Raw genomic sequence first — 19,346 nt, forward strand, 5'->3', positions numbered from 1 at the left:
CGGGGCGTCGTCACCGCTTCCGCTCCTCGAAGGCGGCGACCTGCTCGCGCAGCATCTGCTCGGCGAGCTCCGTCTCGATGTTCACATATCCGGTGTAGACGTGCTCGTCCCCGTCCGAGGCCCCGCCCATGAGCAGCTCGATGCGCTCACCACCGGACTCCATGACCAGCCGGCTGGCCCCGGGCAGGCCCTCGATCGGCTCGAACACCGCCGTGGCGTTCGGCCCGGTCAGCTCGCCGCAGACCTCCGGCAGCTGCCCGAACATGCCCATGACGTCCTCCTCGTCCGGGGTGATCACGGCCGCGGCGAACGCCTCCGGCTCCCCGATCGCCCCTTCGGCGTCCGGGTTCACCTCGTACTGGGAGAACCCGACCGCAGAGCCCGGCCGGGAGAACGTGTCGATCCGGGTGATCAGCCGCCGGCACTCACCCTGGGCCTCCACGCCGCGCACGGTCATGTTCAACTCGAACTGCGAGTCCACGGAGGCCCGGCGCTGCTCGCCCACGAGCACGTCCCCGGGAAGGTCCTCGGCCAGCAGGACGCTCGGGGCCATCTCCTCCAGGCGGGACTGCTGTTCGCGCCCCGCGGCGCTCAGCGTCGACGAGGACGACGGGGAGGAGGGCGTCCCGTCGAGGCCGGGACCGGCTTCCAGTGAGGGCCCGTCGTGACCGCCCGAAGGACTCGGCTCGTCCTCCTCGTCCGACGGCGAGGTCGCCGAAGCGTCCGTCCCTTCCGGCGAACGATCCGCGGAGGTTTCCCCGCCCGACCCGGCCGACGTCGACGTCTCGGGCGACTCCGCTGCAGACTCGGACGTCGTCGTCCCCTCGGGGTCCCCCGTGCCTCCGCCGGCCTTCTCGTCCGGGTCGGGCATCCCTGAGGAGCAGGCGGCCAGGGTCACGGCGGCGGCCGCCAGGAGGCCGGCCAGGTGCACTGAGGTCTTCATGGTTCCTCTCCAGGACGTCTTCCCGTGTCCTGGCCCACTATCCTCGGCTCAAGGGCGCGAGTCCAGGGCATCGGGGCTCTGCCTCGAGGGCGAGACCTGCGCCGGCCGAGCCTGCCCGCGACCTCTACGTCCCCCTACGCGACATGTGACATGCGCAACATCTATGATGTGGCGATCAAGGGGCGTCGCCCTCCCTGCGGGGAGCCCGCGGCGCCCGGCACACCACGACCCGACGGACTCCGGTCCCGTCGCAATGAAGGCAGTCCCATGTCACGCACGCACCACCGTGTCGTCGCCGCCGCCTCCCTGTGCACCGGCGCGCTCGCTCTCTCGGGCTGCGCCGTCATCGGAGGCACGTCCTCCTCCAAGGCGGTCGGCTCCGATGAGCACCTGTCCTCCTCCTACCAGCTGGTGGAGCCCGGCACCCTCACCGTGTGCTCGGACATCCCCTACCCGCCGTTCGAGTTCGAACAGGACGGCAAGATCACCGGCTACGACATCGAGCTCGTGCACGCCGTCGCCGAGAAACTCGAGCTGGACGTCGACGTCATCGACTCGTCCTTCGAGGCGATCGAGTCCGGCGCCTCGCTCACCGGCTGCGACCTCAACGCCTCCTCGATCTCCATCACCGAGGCCCGTCAGCGCGTCATGGCCTTCACCAGCCCCTACCTCGACGACGACCTCGTGCTCATCGCCCGCAAGGACAGGGGCTTCACGTCCGTCGAGGGCCTGGAGGACGCACGCGTCGGCGTGCAGACCGCCACCACCGGCGCCGAGTACGCCACGGAGCAGGGGCTGAACGTCGTGCAGTACGAGGACGGCGGCATGCAGGTGCAGGCCCTGAAGGCCGGCAACGTGGACGCCACCCTCGGGAACCAGACCGTGCTCCTGTACGAGCTGAAGGACGACGACCGCTTCGAGATCGTCGAGGAGTTGCCCACCGGCGAACAGCTCGGGATGGCGGTCGGCGCCGAGAAGGCCCAGCTGCTCTCCGCCGTGGACCGCGCACTGCAGGAGCTGCGCACCGAGGGCAAGGTCGCTGAGCTGCAGGACAAGTGGTTCGGACACGTGCAGGAGGCCTACAGGTGAGCACCGCAGAGCAGACCCCCACGCCCCAACGCGCCCAGGAGCCGACGCCGAAGCCGGGCGCGGCCCGCCGTCGCAAGACCATCTCGCTGGCGGTCCAGGCCGGCGTGTTCGTCCTGGCGATCGTGCTCCTTGCCGTCCTGGTCGACTGGACGGCCCTCGGGGAGAACGTCTTCAACTTCGGCGCCGTGGGCGCGATGTTCCCGGACATCATCCTCGTCGGCCTCGGCAACACGCTCTTCTACACGGTCACGTCGTTCGTCCTGGGTCTTCTCGGCGGCATGGTCCTCGCGCTGATGCGCATGAGCGCCTTCCCCCCGTACCGCTGGATCGCCACCGCCTACGTGGAGTTCTTCCGCGGCGTCCCGGCGCTGCTCGTGTTCCTGGCCCTCGGCTATGGCGTGCCCTTCGCCTTCGGCGTGAGCTGGCCCATCCCGCTGGTCGTCTGCCTCGCCCTGGGCCTGGTGGCGTCGGCCTACATCGCCGAGACCCTCCGTGCGGGCCTGCAGGCGGTGCCGAAGGGCCAGACGGAAGCCGCCCGCTCCCTCGGCATGCCTGCCTGGCGCGCCATGGTGACCATCGTGATCCCACAGGCGTTCCGCATCGTGCTGCCGCCACTGACCAACGAGGTCATCCTGCTGACCAAGGACTCGTCTCTGGTCTACGTGCTCGGCCTCGCGGTCTTCCAGTACGACCTCACGAAGTTCGGCCGCGACGGCATCTCCTCGCTCGGCGCAGGCATGACCCCGATCGTGGTCGCCGGTGTGCTGTACCTGGTGATCACCGTGCCGCTGTCCCTGCTGGCCCGCCGCTTCGAGTCCACGTCCGCCCGGAAGAAGGTCTGAGATGTCCGAGAACACCGCACACACCCCGGGCACGGACCCGCACCCGCCCACCACCGGCTCCCTGCGTCAGGTCCAGGCCGCCCGCGTGACCATCAAGGACCTGAACAAGTCCTACGGATCGAACCACGTGCTCAAGGGCATCGACCTGGACGTCGCCCCCGGCGAGGTCGTCTGCCTCATCGGCCCTTCCGGCTCGGGCAAGTCCACGCTGCTGCGCTGCGTGAACCTGCTGGAGACCCCGAACAGCGGCACGGTGGAGGTCGGCGAGTTCACCGTGACCGACCCGGACGTGGACATCGACACCATGCGCCGCCACGTCGGCATGGTGTTCCAGCAGTTCAACCTGTTCCCTCATCTGACCGTGATGGAGAACTGCACGGTCGCCCAGATCAAGGTCCTCAAACGGGGGAAGGCCGAAGCACAGAAGGTGGCCCGGCGTCAGCTGCGGCGTGTGGGCCTCGGCGAGCTCGCGGACCGCTATCCGGACCAGCTCTCCGGCGGACAGCAGCAGCGTGTGGCGATCGCCCGCGCCCTGTCCATGGCCCCGCAGCTCATGCTCTTCGATGAGCCCACCTCCGCCCTCGACCCGGAGACGGTCGGCGAAGTGCTCGCCATCATGCGCCAGCTGGCCAGGGACGGCATGACCATGCTCGTGGTGACCCATGAAATGGGCTTCGCCCGCGAGGTGGCGGACCGCGTGGTCTTCATGGACGGCGGCATCGTGGTGGAGGAAGGCCGTGCCGCGGACGTCATCACCGACCCGCAGCAGCCGCGTACACAGGACTTCCTGCGCCGCGTCCTCAACCCCACCGAGGTGGACATCTGACCGGCCGGGACGGCATGACGGCTGACGCAACGGGGCCCGCACCGGATGATCCGGTGCGGGCCCCGTCGGGCAGTGGCGTCAGGCTCAGGCGGCCTTGCGCAGCTTCTTCAGCTCCTCGCGGGCCTCGCGCAGGGCAGCGGTCTGCTCGTCGCGGGCGGCGTGGATGGCGTCCACCTTGTCGGCCTTGGCGGCGGCGATGGCCTCCACCTTGGCGTCACGGGCAGCGTCGATGCGGGCGGCGCGCTTCTTGGCGGCCTTGCGGCGCTTGCCCGGGCGGTTGGCCACGGAGTCGGCCATGATGCCCACGCCCGCGCCGACGAGGAACAGGTCCTTGGCCACCGCGGTGCCCTCCTGGGACGGGCGCACGCCGTCGGCCTGGGTCATCTCCGGGGTGTTCAGGTACATGGACATCAGGCCGCCGGAGAAGGCGGTCAGAGCGGCGCCGGCGAGCCATCCCGGGACCACCGGGAGCAGCAGGGCCGCGCCGGTGCCGACCTCAGAGGCGACGAGGAAGTTCTTGAACTGGGCCGGGGTCAGCTTCGACAGCTGCGGCACGCCCTTGACGGCCATCTGCTGGAGGCCGGCGGCCTGCTCGTCGGACAGCTTCCGCTTGTTGAGGCCCGAGTTGAGGATGAACGCGCCGGAGGTGAGGCGCAGGGGAATCTGGACGATGCTCATGGATCGCTTCCTTCCAGTCATTCCCGCGGCACACTCTGGTGCGCGAGAGGACGTCTGTAGTCGTCAGGGTCTACAGCAGGCCACACTACCGAAGTCCGCGCCCCGATGCGTCCTGGGCACCCCGGAAGTCGTCCCCTGACCGGCGTGGCCCCGACCCCGCCCGGGCCGAGGTGAGCAATCCCTCACGTCATGCCCTCTCTCCTCGCGTGCGCGCGTGCGCAAGAATGTCAGGCATGCACCTCACCCCTGGCGCCCTCTCCACGCTCGCGGCCGCCGAGTCCGCTGACTACGGCTGGCTCGGCAATGCGGTCGTCGCGATCATGGAGGCCGTCGGCCCCGTCGGCGTCGCCCTCGCCGTCTTCGCCGAGAACCTCTTCCCGCCGATCCCCTCCGAGCTGATCCTGCCGCTGGCCGGCTTCACCGCCGCGAACGGCGCCTTCTCCCCTCTCGCTGCCACCGCGTGGGCCACGGTCGGCTCCGTGGTCGGCGCACTCGCCCTGTACGGGGTCGGTGCAGCCCTCGGCCGTCGCCGCATGTACCGGATCGCGGACCGGCTCCCCCTGGTGGACATCGACGACGTCGAGGCCACCGAGCGCTGGTTCGCTCGCTACGGCACGTGGAGCGTGCTGCTGGGCCGCCTGATCCCGGTGTTCCGGTCCCTCATCTCCATCCCGGCAGGCATCGAGCGCATGCACCTGGGCCTGTTCGTCCTCTACTCCACGATCGGCTCGGCCGTGTGGAACACCGTCCTCGTCTACGGCGGCTACCTGCTGGGCGCGAACTTCCATCTCGTGTCGGACTATGCTGACCTGTTCTCCAACGTGGTCGTGGTCCTCGTCATCACGGTCCTGGCCGTCTGGGTGGTCCTGCGCGTGCTGCGGAACCGCCGACGCCGCCGAGACCCCGACTTCCGCCCCCGCACCGCGGACGAGGCGGCCGCCAAGATCGACGCCCTGCTCACCTCCCACGACCCGCGAAAGTGAACCCATGCCCTCCCCCGCTTCCCGACGTCGCTCCCGCGCTCTCCTCTCCGTCGTCGCCGTCGCGGTGTTCGCACTGACGGCCTGTGGTCCGAAGGACGACGCGGCCGATGATTCCTCCCCGTCGCCGTCGTCCTCCGCCACCGAGGCGACGACGCTGCCCCCGATGGACCTGGCCCCGTTCACCATGGACGTGCCGACGCACGACCTGGACATGCTGCCGGGAGCGACCCTGCGCGCGATCAAGGGCACCGACCCGGACTACGACGGCGCCTGGTTCGCCGTCCCGCACGCGGACACCTGGACGAAGGCCATGGAGGAGGCCGTACTGGCCCGCGTGGACGCCTTCTCCCGTGACGCGACGGACCAGGATGTGCACCTGGACGTGCAGCCGCTGCTCGCCGTGGTGGGTCCGACGGTCGCCGCGGCCCGCATCGTCTCCACCCAGAAGCGCGAGGACACCGCCGTCGCCGCATCGCGCGTGCTCTGGTACGACGCACAGCAGGGCAGGGTCCTCGACCCCGAGGACCTGTTCAGCGAGAGCGGCTGGAGCGCCCTGCGCCGCGAGATCGCCTCCCGCCTGCAGGAGGACCCGGACGTGAACGAAGACCGCCTCGACGCCGCCGTCCGCGAGCCGGACGCCGCGGAGAACCGACGGGTCTGGGACGGCATCGTGTTCCTGGAGGACGGCAGCCTGCTGCTCGAGGTGGACCAGGGCTCCCTGGCCCCGGAGGGCGCCGGCGTGCTCACCGCCCGGGTCTCCGCGGACATGCTCGGCCCCTGGCTCTCGGATGCCGGCCGTCGTGGACAGCAGGCGGCGCGCAACCCGCAGCCGTTGGTGCTGCAGCCGCCGCAGACCGCGGCACCGCGGACCTCCCAGGCCCCCACCTCCGCTCCGCAGACGTCCCAGGCCCCCACCTCCGCTCCGCAGACGTCCCAGGCGCCGACCTCGAGCGGCGCCCCGTCCTCGTCCTCCCGTCCCACCGGCTCGGAGTCGGCGGAGCCGAGTGCGTCGGAGTCGTCCGCGACGCCGTCGCGCTCGACGTCCCCGACGACCGGCCCCTCGCCGACCGAGTCCGCATCGCCGGAGTCCCCGAGCCCGTCGCGGACAGAGACCGAGTCGCCGACGCCATCCCCGAGCCCCTCGCCGACCGAATCCGAGTCGCCGACCGAGTCCGAGTCGCCGACCCCGTCCGCGAGCGCATCGACGTCCCCGAACCCCTCGCCGACCGAATCCGAATCGCCAGAGTCCCCGAGCCCGTCGCGGACCGAGACCGAGTCGCCGACGCCGTCCCCGAGCCCCTCGCGGACCGAGTCCGAATCACCGAAGTCCCCGAGCCCCTCGCCGACCGAGACCGAATCACCGAAGTCCCCGAGCCCCTCGCCGACCGAGACCGAGTCTCCGACCCCGTCCGCGAGCGCATCGACGTCTCCGGCTTCCTCGAGGTCCCCGAGCCCTTCCTCCACTGAGGGGACGCAGTCCGCGGAGCCCTCGCCCAGCGGGACCGTCGAGGCCTCCGCCACGGACGCCGAGGCCACTGCGCCGCGGCTCGGGTGAGCCCCCCCGGGTGACCGCTGTCGGATGACCGGGCCAGGCGGGTCGGCATTCGGTCACGATGTGGCATCTTTCCGGCATCGATCCGGCCGGAGCCACGTCATCCGGCCGGTGAGGATCTCCGGCGAACGTACGCTGTGGTCCTTGGATGCCGCGCCTGTCCCCTGTCTATGGATCCATTCCGGACCCAGGACTGAGCGTGGCTCCCTCCCGTCCTGCGTGCCCCGTCAGGGGCCTGTCGTCGCGTGCTCCTGGAAGAGGTCCTCGTGTCCGCCCGTCCCCGCCCGCTCCGCCGTCTCACCGTCTCCGCCCTCCTGGCCGGCCTCGTGCTGACCGGCTGCAGGGCAGACCCCTCGGAGTCGGCGGTGCCCACCGGCGCCCGGGAGGCCTCCCGGACCTCCTCCCCTTCGGAGTCGTCCTCCTCTCCCTCCTCCACCGAAAGCGCGACGACGGCCCCCTCCTCCACTGCCTCGTCGTCCTCCTCCGCCCCGGCCACGGCGGCACCGAGCACGTCCGCGTCCGCCCCGGCGTCGCCGACGCGTTCCCCCTCGAGCACGTCCGCGTCCACCACTGACGCCCCGACTCCGACGCCCACGTGGTCCCCGTCGGCCCCACCGGTGCCTTCGACCACCGCCGCGCCGACCCCCACGGCCACGCCGACGACCACCGCCGCGCCGACCCCCACTCCCACGCCGACCACCTCCTCTCCGGCTCCGACACCGTCGCCGACCTCCTCCGCACCGACGACCCCGCGCCCCACGCCGACCTCCGCCGCGCCGACCCCCACCCCCACACCCACGCCCACACCCACTCCGACGCCGACCCCGACCTCGGGCCCGGTGGACTGCTCGGCCGTGCCCTGCGTGGCCCTGACCTTCGACGACGGCCCGGGCGCCCACACCTCGCGTCTGCTGGACATCCTGGCCGACCACGACGTGAAGGCGACCTTCTACACGGTCGGCCGTCAGATCGAGCAGCGTCCCGGCGTCATCCGGAAGATGGCGGCCGCCGGCCACCAGATCGGCAACCACAGCTATGACCACCCGCAGCTGACTGCCGTCTCCGCGGACGCGGCGCGCCGGCAGATCGCCACCACAGACGCGCTGCTGCGCGCCCAGGGCGTCACCCCGTCCACGGTGCGGCCGCCGTACGGCTCCTACAACACCTCCGTCCTGCAGGTGCTGGGCTCGCTGGGCCACGGCGCCGTGAACTGGAACGTGGACCCCCGCGACTGGCAGGACAAGGACACCCCGACCGTCGTCCAGCGCGTGACCTCCGCGGCCCGGCCGGGCGCGATCCTGCTGATGCACGACGTGCACTCCACCTCCGTGGACGCCGTGCCGCAGATCATCACGACTCTGAAGGCGCGCGGCTACCACTTCGTCACGGTGGACCAGATCACCGGGGGCGTCGCCCCGGGCTCCGCGGTGCACAGCGGCATGCACCCCTGAGGGGACTCCGGTTGGCGGCACCGTGCCCGCACCGGGGAGAATCGGCCCATGACCGAGCAGAACCCCGTGCCCGCCGAGGACCGCGCCCACGTCCATGACCACAACCGGGACAAGGACCCGGAGCTGTTCCGCCGCGAGCCGGTGTCCTTCGTGCGCCGTGGCTCCCGCCTGAACCGCTCTCGGCAGGCGGTGTGGGAGCGCATGGCGGACGAGGTCCTCGTGGAGGTCCCCCGATTCCGCGCGGTCACCTCCGTGGCGCGGGACGCTCAGGTGGACTGGGATGCACAGTTCGGCCGCAGCGCCCCGCTGCTCGTGGACATCGGCTCCGGCCAGGGCGAGTCCACCGCGCAGGGGGCGAAGGACCGACCGGACTGGAACGTGCTGGCCGTGGAGGTGTACATTCCGGGCCTCGCCGGGCTGATGGGGCTCGTGGAGCGCGAGGGCCTGACCAATGTGCGCGCGGTGGAGGCCAACGCCCCGGAGCTGCTGGACCACACCATGGAGCCCGGTTCCGTGGACGAGGTCTGGATCTTCTTCCCGGACCCGTGGCACAAGGCCCGCCACCACAAGCGACGACTGGTCTCCACCGCCCTGGCCGAGCGTCTGGCGCGGGTGCTGCGCCCGGGCGGGGTGCTGCGCCTGGCCACGGACTGGTCCGGCTACGCCGTGCACATGCGGGCGGTCATGGACGCCGCCGCCGACTTCGAGAACCCCCATGCCGGCGAGCGCGCGGGCGAGGACTCGCCGCTCACACGCGTCCGGCGCGAGGGCCGTGAGCTCGAGGTGGGAGCGCAGCCCCTGCCCGCCGGCTGGGACGACGCCGAGGCCGGGCAGCGTCCGGCCCGCGCGGGCCTGGGCGAGGCCGTGGTCGCCTCCGAGGCGCAGGACCCGGTGGACCACGTCGGCGGCTGGGCGCCGCGCTTCGAGGGCCGCCCCCTCACGCAGTTCGAGAACAAGGCCCTCAAGGCCGGCCGCCTCGTCTTCGACCTCACCTACGTGCGCCGCTGAGCCCTTCCCTACGCCGGCCGCCCGCCTCAGGCGCGCGGCAGCGGCAGGCCGGTGGTGACGCGGGCCGTGGCCGCAAGGGTGATGGTTCCCGGGTCGCGGTAGCCGCGCGGGGCGTCCTCCCCGGCCTGCGGGCTCCATCGGGAGGTGTCGTGCCCTCGCACGGCGACTCCGTCCAGGGTGCTGCCGTCGGCGGTCCGCTCCACGGCACCGCGGGCTCGGCCCTGCGCACCGGCCGCCGGAGGCTCCACGGGCAGGGTGTGCACGCCGGACCAGGGAAGGCGTCGGCCGCTGAACCGGCCGATCTGCGCCAGCCGGTCCTGCGGTGCCGACGCCTCGTAGACACGGAGCGGGTCCATCCCCATGAGCGCCGGTTCCCGGGCGAGCCGACGCGGCAGGCCGATGGCCCCGGCGAGCACCAGCACGTCCACCGAGGGCACGGCGTCCCCGGCCTGGCGGCGCTGCTGTAGCAGCTCGAGCGCATACGCGGCCACGACCGTGCCGTAGGAGTGTGCCTCCAGCCCGAGGTGCACCTGCGGCACAGCTCCGGGCTGGGCACGGCGCAGCTGGCCCTGGCAGCGCATCAGGTGATCGGCCAGCGCGCGGGCTCCCGTGCGGGCCGGCGAGTCGAACAGGGTGGCCAGGGCGTTCGGGGACCGGTAGCCCAACCAGGCGATCGTCGCCGGACGCGGCGCCCCGGCGGCCCGCTGGGCGGCCCAGAGGTTCCCGGCCTCGTTGACGGCACCCCACATGGCGGTCTCGGGGCGGATGCCCATGCCGGAGACCATCCAGGTCACGTGCGTGGCGGTGAAGGGGTCGCCCACGGCCACCACCGCCACGGGGCCGGTCTTCGGGTCCAGGCTGTACTCGAGCAGCACCCGGTCCGGCAGACAGCGGTCCAGCCCGTCCGGCTTCAGGGCGTGCACCACGCCGTCCAGGGCTCGCCGGGCACGGCGGCCCAGCTCGGGCCGGCGGCGCATGTCGGCGCGCAGCCGTTCGCGGAGGGCCGCGAGCCGCTCCGGGGAGAACGGGCCCTGCTCCGGCGAGGCCGAGGCGGAGACGACGGCCGCGCCGGTGGTGCCGGCGCCGTCGTCGGGAAGGGACAGGGGCCCGGCCACGGTCAGTCCTGCGGCGGGGTCCAGGTGAGCACCCGGCGGGTGCGGGAGTAGCCGGTGGGCAGGGCGCGGACCACCGCACCGCGCTGGCGCGGGGTGCCCGTGGTGGGCGCGGGGACGGCGGTGCGGCCGGTGCGGCGCTCTCGGGTGCGCGTCTCGGAGTCGCCGTAGCGGGTGGAGACGTCGCCGCCGGCGCCCACGGTGAAGACGCGGGCCAGACGGGAGGCCTGGTGCAGGCGGTCCACCTGCCCGGCCAGGTCTGCGACGGTGTCCTGGAGCTGCTCCACCTCCCGCTGCAGGTCCACGATCCGGCGGATCCCCTCGAGGGACACGCCTTCGCGGGACAGCGCCTGCACGGTGCGCAGCCGGTCCACATCGGCACGGGAGTAGCGGCGCTGGCGGCCGCCCTGGCGCTGCGGGACCACCAGGCCGAGGCGGTCGTACTGGCGCAGGGTCTGCGGGTGCATGTCCGTCATCTCCGCGGCGGCGGAGATCACGAACACCGGTGCGGTCCAGTCCGCGCCGCGGTGCGCCGCCGCCCGGGCCGCACTCGCGGTGCGGTCCCGGGCGTCGTCACGGTCGGCTGCGCTCACCAGGAGGCCCTCGTCGCCAGGTCGGCGCGCACGTCGGTGCCCTCGGTGGCCCGGGCGAAGGCCTCCACGGCCTCACGCGCCTCGTCCGAGAGGTCGGTGGGCACCGCCACCTGCAGCTCCACGAACAGGTCGCCGGTCTTCTTCTTCGCCGGCACGCCGCGGCCCTTCAGACGCAGCACCTTGCCGGAGCCGGAACCGGCGGGGACCTTCACACGGACCTCGCCGTCCAGGGTGGGCACGGCCACGGTCGCCCCCAGGGCCGCCTCCGCGAAGGTGACGGGCACGGTGATGCGCAGGTCGTCGCCGTCGCGGTGGAAGAACGGGTGCTCGCGCACCTGCACGGTGACCATCAGGTCGCCGCGGCCGGCGGCGCCGGGTGAGCCCTTGCCGCGGACACGGACCTTCTGGCCGTCCCGGATGCCGGCCGGGATGCGCACGTCCACGACCTCCCCGTCCGCGGCGCGCAGGGACACGGTGGTGCCCTTCATGGCGCCGCGGAAGGAGATGGTGGTGGTGGCGGTGCGGTCCGCGCCCTTGGACGGGGACGGCTGGCCGAAGCCGCCGAACCCGCCGCCCGGGGAGCCGCCGAAGCCGCCCGCGCCGCCGCCGGTGAAGGCGCCGAACAGGTCGGACAGGTCCGGGCCGCCCCCGCCTCCGGTGGAGAAGCGGGTGCCGCCGCGGCCGCCGTTGAACAGGTCCCCGAACACGTCCTCGAAGCCGCCGGTCCCGCCGCCGCCCGGGGCGGTGAAGCGGGCGCCGCCGCCCATGGCGCGCAGGGCGTCGTACTCCTGGCGCTGCTGGGGGTCGGAGAGCACCGTGTTCGCCTCGGTGATCTCCTTGAACTTGCGCTCGGCCTCCGCATCTCCGGGGTTCTGGTCCGGGTGGTGCTTGCGGGCGAGCTTGCGGTAGGCCTTCTTGATGTCCGACTCGGAGGCGTCCTTGGACACCCCGAGGATCGCGTAGAAGTCCTTGTCGATCCAGTCCTGCGAGGCCATCGCCGCCTCCTCTCTGTCAGGTGTGGTGGTTCATCTGCGCCACGCCCGCCGCCGGGCGTCGCCGGTGCCGTGGGCGTCACGGCCGGTGCTGCCGGCCGCGACGCCCACGGCGCAGGTCACTCCGCGCCGGCGGAGACCATGACCTGGGCGGCGCGCAGCACGCGGCCGTTGCGCACATAGCCGTTGCGGAAGACCTGGACGATGTGCTCGGCCGGGACCTCGTCGTTCGGCTGGCGCAGCACGGCCTCGTGCACGGCCGGGTCGAACTCGGTGCCGGCCAGGGACTCCTGGTCGTGACGCTCGAGGCCGAGGCCGTTCAGCACGGTGTCCAGCTTCGCGGCGATCGCGGCCATCGGGCCGTCGGTGAGCTCGCCGGCGGCACGGGCGGCGTCCAGATCGTCCAGGACCGGAAGGAGGGACGTCACGGCCTTCAGGACGCCCTGGTCCTTGGCGACGTCGCGGTCGCGGTCCACGCGGCGCTTGTAGTTCACGTATTCGGCCTGCACGCGGCGCAGGTCCTCCTCCAGCTCGGCCTCGCGGTCCGAGCCGGCGGGCGCGGCCCCGGCACCGTCGGCGTCCGCGCCGGCTTCCCGGAGGATCTGCTCGGCCTGGGACAGGGCGTCGCCGTCGGTCTGCTCGCCGTCCACCTCCTGCGCTGCGGCGGCCTCCTGCTCGGCGGTCTGCTCTGCGGCGCGGTCGGCGGCCTCGGCGGCCTGTCCGTCCTGCCGGACGTCCTCGGGCTGGGTGTTCTCGTCGGGCTGCTTGTCCTGGCTCATGCCGGGCTCCTCTCATGCGGCCGCGTCCGGTGCGGCCGGAAGTCTGCGTGCCCCTGGTGGGGCGGGGACGACGACGGCGGGTCGGCTCCGCAGCGTCGGGCTGCGGTCTGCCGGCCCGCCGTCGTCGGATGAAGGTCACCGGTCCCGGCCGGCCGTCGGCATCAGGTGCCGCCGGCCGGCCCGCGCCGGATCAGTCCTTCTTCTCGTCGTCCTCGTCGACCACCTCGGCGTCGACGACGTCCTCGTCGGCGCCGTCGGCCTGGTCCGCGCCCGGCTGCTCGCCGGCGGCGGCGCCGTCGGCCTGCTGCTGGGCGTAGAGGGCCTCGCCGATCTTGACCTGGGACGCCTGGAGCTTCTCGAACGCGGCCTTGACCTCGTCGTCGTTGTCCTGCTTCTCCAGAGCGGCCTTGAGGGCGTCGACGTCGGCCTGGACCTCGGTCTTCACCTCATCCGAGAGCTTCTCGCCGTTCTCCTTGAGGAGCTTGTCCACGGCGTAGGCCGACTGCTCGGCCTGGTTGCGCTGCTCGGCGGCCTCGCGGCGCTTCTTGTCCTCCTCCGCGTGGGCCTCGGCGTCCTTGACCATGCGGTCGATGTCCTCCTGGGAGAGCGAGGAGCCGCCGGTGATGGTCATGGACTGCTCGGTGCCGGTGCCCTTGTCCTTGGCGGACACGTGGACGATGCCGTTGGCGTCGATGTCGAAGGTGACCTCGATCTGCGGCATGCCGCGCGGGGCCGGCGCGATGCCGGTCAGCTCGAACGTGCCGAGGTTCTTGTTGTCCCGGGTGAACTCGCGCTCGCCCTGGAACACCTGGATGGACACGGACGGCTGGTTGTCCTCGGCGGTGGTGAAGGTCTCCGAGCGCTTGGTCGGGATGGCGGTGTTGCGCTCGATGAGCTTGGCCATCACGCCGCCCTTGGTCTCGATGCCCAGCGACAGCGGGGTCACGTCGATCAGCAGGACGTCCTTGCGCTCACCGGCAAGCACGCCGGCCTGCAGGGAGGCGCCGATGGCGACGACCTCGTCCGGGTTCACGCCCTTGTTCGGCTCCTTGCCGCCGGTGAGCTCCTTGACGAGCTCGGTCACGGCCGGCATGCGGGTGGAGCCGCCCACCAGGACCACGTGGTCGATGTCGCCGACCTTCACGCCGGCCTCGGCGATCACGTCGTCGAACGGCTTGCGGGTGCGCTCCAGCAGGTCCGCGGTGAGGTCCTGGAACTTCGCACGGGAGAGGTGCTCGTCCAGGTGCACCGGGCCCTCCGGGGTCACGGAGAGGTACTGCAGGGAGATGTTGGTGCTGGTCGCGGAGGACAGCTCCTTCTTCGCCTGCTCGGCGGCCTCCTTGAGGCGCTGAAGGGCGATCTTGTCCTTGGACAGGTCGGCGCCCTTGGCCTTGGCCTGCTGCAGCAGCCAGTCCACCACCCGCTGGTCCCAGTCGTCGCCGCCGAGGCGGTTGTCGCCGGAGGTCGCGCGGACCTGGATGGTGGAGAAGTCGTCCTCGTCCTTGCCCACCTCGAGGAGGGACACGTCGAAGGTGCCGCCGCCGAGGTCGAAGACGAGGATGAGCTCGTCCTCCTTGCCCTTCTCGAGGCCGTAGGCCAGGGCGGCCGCGGTCGGCTCGTTGATGATGCGGGACACGTTCAGGCCCGCGATCTCGCCGGCCTCCTTGGTGGCCTGGCGCTCGGCGTCGTTGAAGTAGGCCGGGACGGTGATCACCGCGTCGGTGACCTTCTCGCCCAGGTACTCCTCGGCGTCGTGCTTCAGCTTCATCAGGGTGCGCGCGGAGATCTCCTGCGCCGTGTACTTCTTGCCGTCCACCTCGGTGGTCCAGTCGGTGCCCATGTGGCGCTTGACCGAGGCCAGGGTGCGGTCCGGGTTGTTGACGGCCTGGCGCTTGGCGACCTCGCCGACCAGCACCTCGCCGGACTTGGAGAAGGCGACCACCGACGGGGTGGTGCGTGCGCCCTCGGCGTTCGCGATGACGACCGGGTCGCCACCCTCGAGGACGGCGACCACGGAGTTGGTGGTGCCCAGGTCGATACCCACTGCTCGCGACATCATGTGTCCTTTCGTCGACTGCTGCTCGAGGTGACCGCGGCCGACCGGTGCCGGCCGCCCTTGAGCGTTCTGGACTCAACCTGCCACCGGAGCGGAAGGCCTGTCAAGAAACCTGAGTCACCTCGACTCATGTTCTGGTGTCGTGCAGTACAACCCCACCCCCGGGGACTTCATTCCCGGCGCCTGGTGATCCTCGTCACATCCCTGCCGGACCCGCTCTCGGGCATCTCGCGGGCGCCCTCCCGGGCTTCCCTCGGAAGCGCTCGCGGCGCCCGCGCGGAGCCCTGCCGAGCCCATCGCAGTGTCGGCGCACAGGTGCTGACTAGACTTCTGAAGATCGGACCCGCAACCCAGGAGTGACACGTGTTCATCCTCTCGAGTCGCATGCGACCCACAGAGCAGTTCGAGGGATACGCCTTCGTCGGCACGGACTACGTGCACGGGCCCGCGGGCATGGCCGCGTATCGCGCGCGCACCGGCCGCACCGTCGGCCCCGGCGAGGACGGCTGCTACGTGGTCGCACGCCGGGCGGGCAGGCTCTTCGGCCGCCGCTTCGAGGTGGGCACGGACGCCAGCGGTCTGGGCCGTCTCTTCCTCTACCGCAGCGGCGACGAATGGGCGCTCGGCTCCTCCTACAGCGGGCTGGTGGAGCACCTGCGCGCCGAGGGCATGACGCTCACGCCCCGGCTCGGCAGGCTCCGTCCGTTCGCCCTCCGCCAGACGCTGACCATGCAGCTGTCCACCTTCCAGACGCCGTTCGACGAGATCCGACTCCTGCCGGTCGGCACCGTCGCGGTGATCCGCGGGGGCGTCCTCGTGCTCGAGCGCGCCCCCGAGCTCGAGCCGCTCGAGTACGAGGCGGCGCTCCAGCAGTACCTCGACGTCTGGCGCGGGCGCACCCGCACCCTGCTCGCGGACCCGCGGGTCACCTTCACCGCGGACCTCAGCGGCGGCGTGGACTCCCGCACGGTGTTCGCGTTCCTCCTCGAGTCCGGCCTGTTCCGCACGGACTCGGACCGGTTCTGGCTGCACTCGGGCGTCAACCAGAAGGAGGACCTGGCCGTCGCGAAGGGGATCGCCGAGGCCCACGGCCTGACGGTGAACGGCCCCAAGCCGCCCTCCCGCACCCTGATCTCCGGGTCCCGCGCCTACCGCCACTGGCGGGAGAACAGCCTCGGCGTGTACACCCCGGTCTACATGTCCTCGACGTTCCAGAACCCGTTCGAGGTGCATGCACACGGCGGCGGTGGCGGCACCATCAAGCAGTACTACCGGCATGCCGAGCCGCTGCGCCTGCTGGAGCCGCTCGAGGGGAAGATGCCCGCCGCCGACTTCGCCCTCTGGCAGGAGGAGATGGCCACCACGCAGGAGCAGCTGAAGCAGATCGCCCCGGGCGTCGTGCCGAGCATCCAGCACTACCTCGAGTTCCGGAACCGCTTCCACTTCGGCCACATCCCGAAGGCCCGCCCGCTGTTCATGCCGCTCAACTCGAAGTACGCCATCCGGGCGCTGACCGCCCTCCCCCAGGACGTGCGCCGCCGCTTCTACTTCGACGTCATGGAGTCCCTCGTCCCCGGACTCAAGGACGTGGACTACGACAGCGCCCGCAAGGCACCCACCGCGCAGGAGCTCGAGAGCCTGCTCGTCCTGCCCGCCTCGGACCGGCTCGCCGCCGGCACGGCCTACGGCGACGACACGGTCGAGGCAGCCGACCCGGACGATCCCCTGTCCGCCGGCTTCCAGCGCTGGCTGCAGGACATCGACCGGGCCGCCGCCCGCCCGGAGGTGCGTCGCTTCATCATGGGCCGTGCCATGGCGCGCACGGACCGCACCGTGGGGGCCCTGCGCGCGCTGGGCAAGCCCTTCCATTCCCACTCCGGTCACTCCGTGGCGCTGTCCCACCTGCTGATGGTGGACTTCACCCTCGGCGACTGACCGACGCCCCACGCCCGCCGTGGCGGGACGACGACGGCCCGCACCCTCTCCGCGGTGGGCGCGGGCCGTCGTCGGGAAGGGCCCGGCAGGACCCGGGTCAGGCGGCCTCGGCGGGCCACCAGACCTTCGGGCCGATGTCACGCACGAGCGCGGGGATCAGCAGGGTGCGGACCACGAGGGTGTCCAGCAGCACGCCGAAGGCCACGATGAACCCGAGCTGCACCATGAACATCAGCGGGATCACGGCCAGCGCCGCGAACGTCGCGGCGAGCACCACGCCGGCGGAGGTGATGACGCCACCGGTGACCGTGAGCGCCTTGAGGACTCCGGCCCGGGTGCCGACCACGCCCGCCTCCTCGCGCGTGCGAGTCATGAGGAAGATCGTGTAGTCCACGCCGAGCGCCACGAGGAACACGAAGCCGTACAGCGGCACGGTCGGGTCCGCCCCCGGATACTCGAAGACGTGGTTGAACACGAGCGCCGAGACTCCCATCGCGGTGCCGAAGCTGATGACGGTGGCCGCCACCAGCAGGACGGCTGCCAGCACGGAGCGGAGCAGCACCATCAGGATGAGCAGCACCACCACCAGTACCAGCGGGATGATGACCACGAGGTCGCGCTGGGCGGTGTCGTTGGTGTCCAGCGCCTCGGCCGCGGTGCCGCCCACGAGGGTGTCGCCCGGGATGCCCTGCAGCTCGGTGCGGATCGTCTCGATGGTCTGCTGCGCTTCGAGGGACTCGGCCGGGTCGGCCAGGGTCACGGAGAACAGCACGTGGCCGTCCACCTCGAGCGGCGGCAGGTCCCTCGGCGGGGTCTCCGCCGGGGCGCCGCCCTCAGCCTCGAGCTGGACCTCGGCGACGCCGTCGGTGCCCTCGAGGATCTCCTGTGCGCGGTAGCGCTCGTCCACCGGCACCACGATGTTCGCCGGGGAGCCGGAGCCGGCGGCGAAGTGCTCCGAGAGCACGGCCTGGCCGGCCTTCGCGTCGGACTCGCCCAGGATCACGTCGGTCTGGGAGACGCCCGAGGCGTTGAGCTGGGTGATGCCGGCGGCCACGGCGAGCAGCACGGCGGCGGTGACGATCCAGACCGCGCGGGCGTGGCGGGCCACGAAGGCGGCCGAGCGCGTCCAGATCCCATGGTCGTTCTCGAGGCCGGCGATCGGATGGCCCTCGGCGTCCTCCGGCTGGCGGTAGGACCTGCCCTCGGCGGCCAGCCTCTCCCTGCGGGCGCGGGCGTTCGCCGGTGACGGGATGTTCGGCCAGAAGGCGACACGGCCGAGCAGCTGGAGGATCCCCGGAAGCATGGTGAGCGCGGCGAGCCAGGCGAAGAGGATGCCGGAGGCGGCGATCGGGCCGAGCGAGCGGTTCGAGTTCAGGTCGGAGAACAGCAGGCAGAGCAGGGCGATCGCCACGGTGGACGCCGAGGCGGTGATGGCGCCGAAGCTGCCGCGGACCGCCGCCACGAGGGCGTCGAACACGTGCTCGCGGACCAGCAGCTCCTCGCGGTGGCGGGCCACCAGGAGCAGGCAGTAGTCCGTGGAGGCGCCGATCACGAGGATCGAGAGGATGCCCTGGGACTGGCCGTTGAGCTGGATCCAGTCCCAGCGGGCCATCCAGTACACGGCCACGATCGCGGCGCACAACGCACCCATGGCGGTCAGCAGCACGACGATAGGCAGCAGCACCGAGCGGTACACGACCACGAGGATCACGAACACCACCGTCAGTGCGACGGCGAGCAGGATGCCGTCGATGCCGGCGAACGCGCCGCCCAGGTCCGAGGCCAGGCCGGCCGGGCCGGTCACGTGCCACTGCGTGTCCGCCAGCGAGGAGTCCTGCACGGCGGGGTCGTCCGCGGTGGTCTGGGCCAGCACGGTGCGCAGCTGATCCACCACGGAGTCGAGCTCGGGGGCCCCGTCCGAGGTGTCCACGAGGGCGATGAGCTGGAGCGCCCCGCCGTCCTCGCTCGGGAACGGGCCCACGACCTCCTGCACACCCTCGACGTCCTTCAGGGCGCCGGTGAGCGCTTCGACGGCGGGGGCGTCCACTTGGGGATCGACGTCCGCCTCGCCCGCGACGACTGCCGGCACGGCTTCGCCCTGACGGAACTTCGCAGCCTCCTCGGAGGCGAGCGTGGACTCGGCTCCCGCCGGCAGGAAGGTCGCCTGGTCGTTGGAGGAGACCTCGGAGATCGCGCCGAACGTCGGGCCGCCGAAGCCCATCGCCGCGAACCACAGGACGGACAGGATCACGGCCAGGCCGGTGCGCAGGCCTGCTGACGGGCGCTTCGCACCTGCCAGCGGGGCGGGCGCGCCGGACTCGGCGCCCGCGCGCCGGCCGTCCGCGGCCGGGTCGTCTGCGGGGGCGGTCCCCCGGCGTCCGGCACGGGCCGGCGGAGAACGGTACTCGTCGAGAGGTGAGACAGCGGAGGCGTCCGCACCGGGCGCGCGTGAAGGCATGGGACAACCCTACGGTGGTTCGACCGTCAAACCAACTGGATGTGGGCGA

Annotated in this window: 17 protein-coding genes; 8 read left to right on the top strand and 9 right to left on the bottom strand. The window is 72.0% G+C overall.

Annotation, left to right across the window (positions count from 1 at the left end):
* Window positions 1–10: 10 nt before the first annotated feature.
* Window positions 11–943 (bottom strand): hypothetical protein, encoded by a 933-nt coding sequence (locus tag MLY01S_RS04220; RefSeq protein ID WP_067189616.1) that lies wholly within the window; start codon window positions 941–943, stop codon window positions 11–13.
* A gap of 267 nt (window positions 944–1,210) precedes the next feature.
* Here MLY01S_RS04220 and MLY01S_RS04225 point away from each other — a divergent pair, with 267 nt between their 5' ends.
* From MLY01S_RS04225 to MLY01S_RS04235, 3 genes are all read left to right on the top strand, one after another.
* The gene (locus tag MLY01S_RS04225; protein WP_067189618.1) at window positions 1,211–2,032 is read left to right on the top strand and encodes an ABC transporter substrate-binding protein; all 822 of its coding nucleotides are present in this window, start codon (window positions 1,211–1,213) and stop codon (window positions 2,030–2,032) included.
* 80 nt (window positions 2,033–2,112) lie between these two features.
* On the top strand, window positions 2,113–2,874 hold the full coding sequence (locus tag MLY01S_RS04230; protein ID WP_067189659.1) for an amino acid ABC transporter permease: 762 nt from the start codon (window positions 2,113–2,115) through the stop codon (window positions 2,872–2,874).
* Window position 2,875: 1 nt separating this feature from the next.
* Window positions 2,876–3,700, top strand: coding sequence for an amino acid ABC transporter ATP-binding protein (locus tag MLY01S_RS04235; RefSeq protein ID WP_067189620.1), 825 nt, complete (start codon window positions 2,876–2,878; stop codon window positions 3,698–3,700).
* A gap of 84 nt (window positions 3,701–3,784) precedes the next feature.
* Here MLY01S_RS04235 and MLY01S_RS04240 read toward each other — a convergent pair whose 3' ends face one another.
* Window positions 3,785–4,378 carry a hypothetical protein gene (locus MLY01S_RS04240; protein ID WP_067189621.1) on the bottom strand — a complete coding sequence of 198 codons (594 nt, stop codon included), beginning with the start codon at window positions 4,376–4,378 and terminating at the stop codon, window positions 3,785–3,787.
* Between the two features lie 233 nt (window positions 4,379–4,611).
* Here MLY01S_RS04240 and MLY01S_RS04245 point away from each other — a divergent pair, with 233 nt between their 5' ends.
* Both MLY01S_RS04245 and MLY01S_RS12365 read left to right on the top strand, forming a co-directional pair.
* Window positions 4,612–5,361, top strand: coding sequence for a DedA family protein (locus MLY01S_RS04245; protein ID WP_227718860.1), 750 nt, complete (start codon window positions 4,612–4,614; stop codon window positions 5,359–5,361).
* A gap of 4 nt (window positions 5,362–5,365) precedes the next feature.
* Window positions 5,366–6,916: a hypothetical protein gene (locus MLY01S_RS12365; protein WP_067189625.1), complete on the top strand. Its 1,551-nt coding sequence runs from the start codon at window positions 5,366–5,368 to the stop codon at window positions 6,914–6,916.
* A gap of 97 nt (window positions 6,917–7,013) precedes the next feature.
* On the opposite strand, the gene MLY01S_RS12600 is transcribed toward MLY01S_RS12365, so the two are convergent.
* The gene (locus MLY01S_RS12600; protein ID WP_169795137.1) at window positions 7,014–7,712 is read right to left on the bottom strand and encodes a hypothetical protein; all 699 of its coding nucleotides are present in this window, start codon (window positions 7,710–7,712) and stop codon (window positions 7,014–7,016) included.
* 55 nt (window positions 7,713–7,767) lie between these two features.
* Between MLY01S_RS12600 and MLY01S_RS12605 the strand changes: the two genes are divergently transcribed.
* Both MLY01S_RS12605 and trmB read left to right on the top strand, forming a co-directional pair.
* Window positions 7,768–8,364, top strand: a complete 597-nt coding sequence (locus MLY01S_RS12605; protein WP_067189627.1) for a polysaccharide deacetylase family protein — start codon at window positions 7,768–7,770, stop codon at window positions 8,362–8,364.
* Window positions 8,365–8,412: 48 nt separating this feature from the next.
* Entirely contained in the window at window positions 8,413–9,372 is a 960-nt protein-coding gene (gene trmB, locus MLY01S_RS04265) for a tRNA (guanosine(46)-N7)-methyltransferase TrmB (protein WP_067189629.1), read from the top strand.
* Window positions 9,373–9,398: 26 nt separating this feature from the next.
* On the opposite strand, the gene MLY01S_RS04270 is transcribed toward trmB, so the two are convergent.
* The 5 genes from MLY01S_RS04270 to dnaK all read right to left on the bottom strand — a co-directional run bounded on the left by MLY01S_RS04270 (window position 9,399) and on the right by dnaK (window position 14,904).
* A complete protein-coding gene (locus tag MLY01S_RS04270; RefSeq protein WP_245232209.1) occupies window positions 9,399–10,487 on the bottom strand; it encodes an alpha/beta hydrolase in 1,089 nt (362 codons plus the stop codon).
* A 2-nt stretch (window positions 10,488–10,489) separates the two neighbouring features.
* Entirely contained in the window at window positions 10,490–11,077 is a 588-nt protein-coding gene (locus tag MLY01S_RS04275) for a heat shock protein transcriptional repressor HspR (protein ID WP_067189631.1), read from the bottom strand.
* Window positions 11,074–12,072 (bottom strand): DnaJ C-terminal domain-containing protein, encoded by a 999-nt coding sequence (locus MLY01S_RS04280; protein WP_067189633.1) that lies wholly within the window; start codon window positions 12,070–12,072, stop codon window positions 11,074–11,076. Before MLY01S_RS04280 ends, MLY01S_RS04275 begins: the two co-directional genes overlap by 4 nt.
* 116 nt (window positions 12,073–12,188) lie before the next feature.
* Window positions 12,189–12,848: a nucleotide exchange factor GrpE gene (locus MLY01S_RS04285; RefSeq protein ID WP_082739672.1), complete on the bottom strand. Its 660-nt coding sequence runs from the start codon at window positions 12,846–12,848 to the stop codon at window positions 12,189–12,191.
* A gap of 190 nt (window positions 12,849–13,038) precedes the next feature.
* A complete protein-coding gene (gene dnaK / locus MLY01S_RS04290) occupies window positions 13,039–14,904 on the bottom strand; it encodes a molecular chaperone DnaK (RefSeq protein WP_067189665.1) in 1,866 nt (621 codons plus the stop codon).
* Between the two features lie 384 nt (window positions 14,905–15,288).
* On the opposite strand from dnaK, the gene MLY01S_RS04295 reads away from it, so the two are divergent.
* A complete protein-coding gene (locus MLY01S_RS04295) occupies window positions 15,289–16,839 on the top strand; it encodes an asparagine synthetase B family protein (RefSeq protein WP_135103304.1) in 1,551 nt (516 codons plus the stop codon).
* Between the two features lie 97 nt (window positions 16,840–16,936).
* Here the strand turns inward: MLY01S_RS04295 and MLY01S_RS04300 are convergent, their stop codons facing one another.
* Window positions 16,937–19,297, bottom strand: a complete 2,361-nt coding sequence (locus MLY01S_RS04300; RefSeq protein WP_082739674.1) for an MMPL family transporter — start codon at window positions 19,295–19,297, stop codon at window positions 16,937–16,939.
* Window positions 19,298–19,346 lie beyond the last annotated feature (49 nt).

Origin of the sequence: Micrococcus lylae NBRC 15355 (genome assembly GCF_001570885.1) — a bacterium.
Lineage (GTDB): Bacteria > Actinomycetota > Actinomycetes > Actinomycetales > Micrococcaceae > Micrococcus > Micrococcus lylae.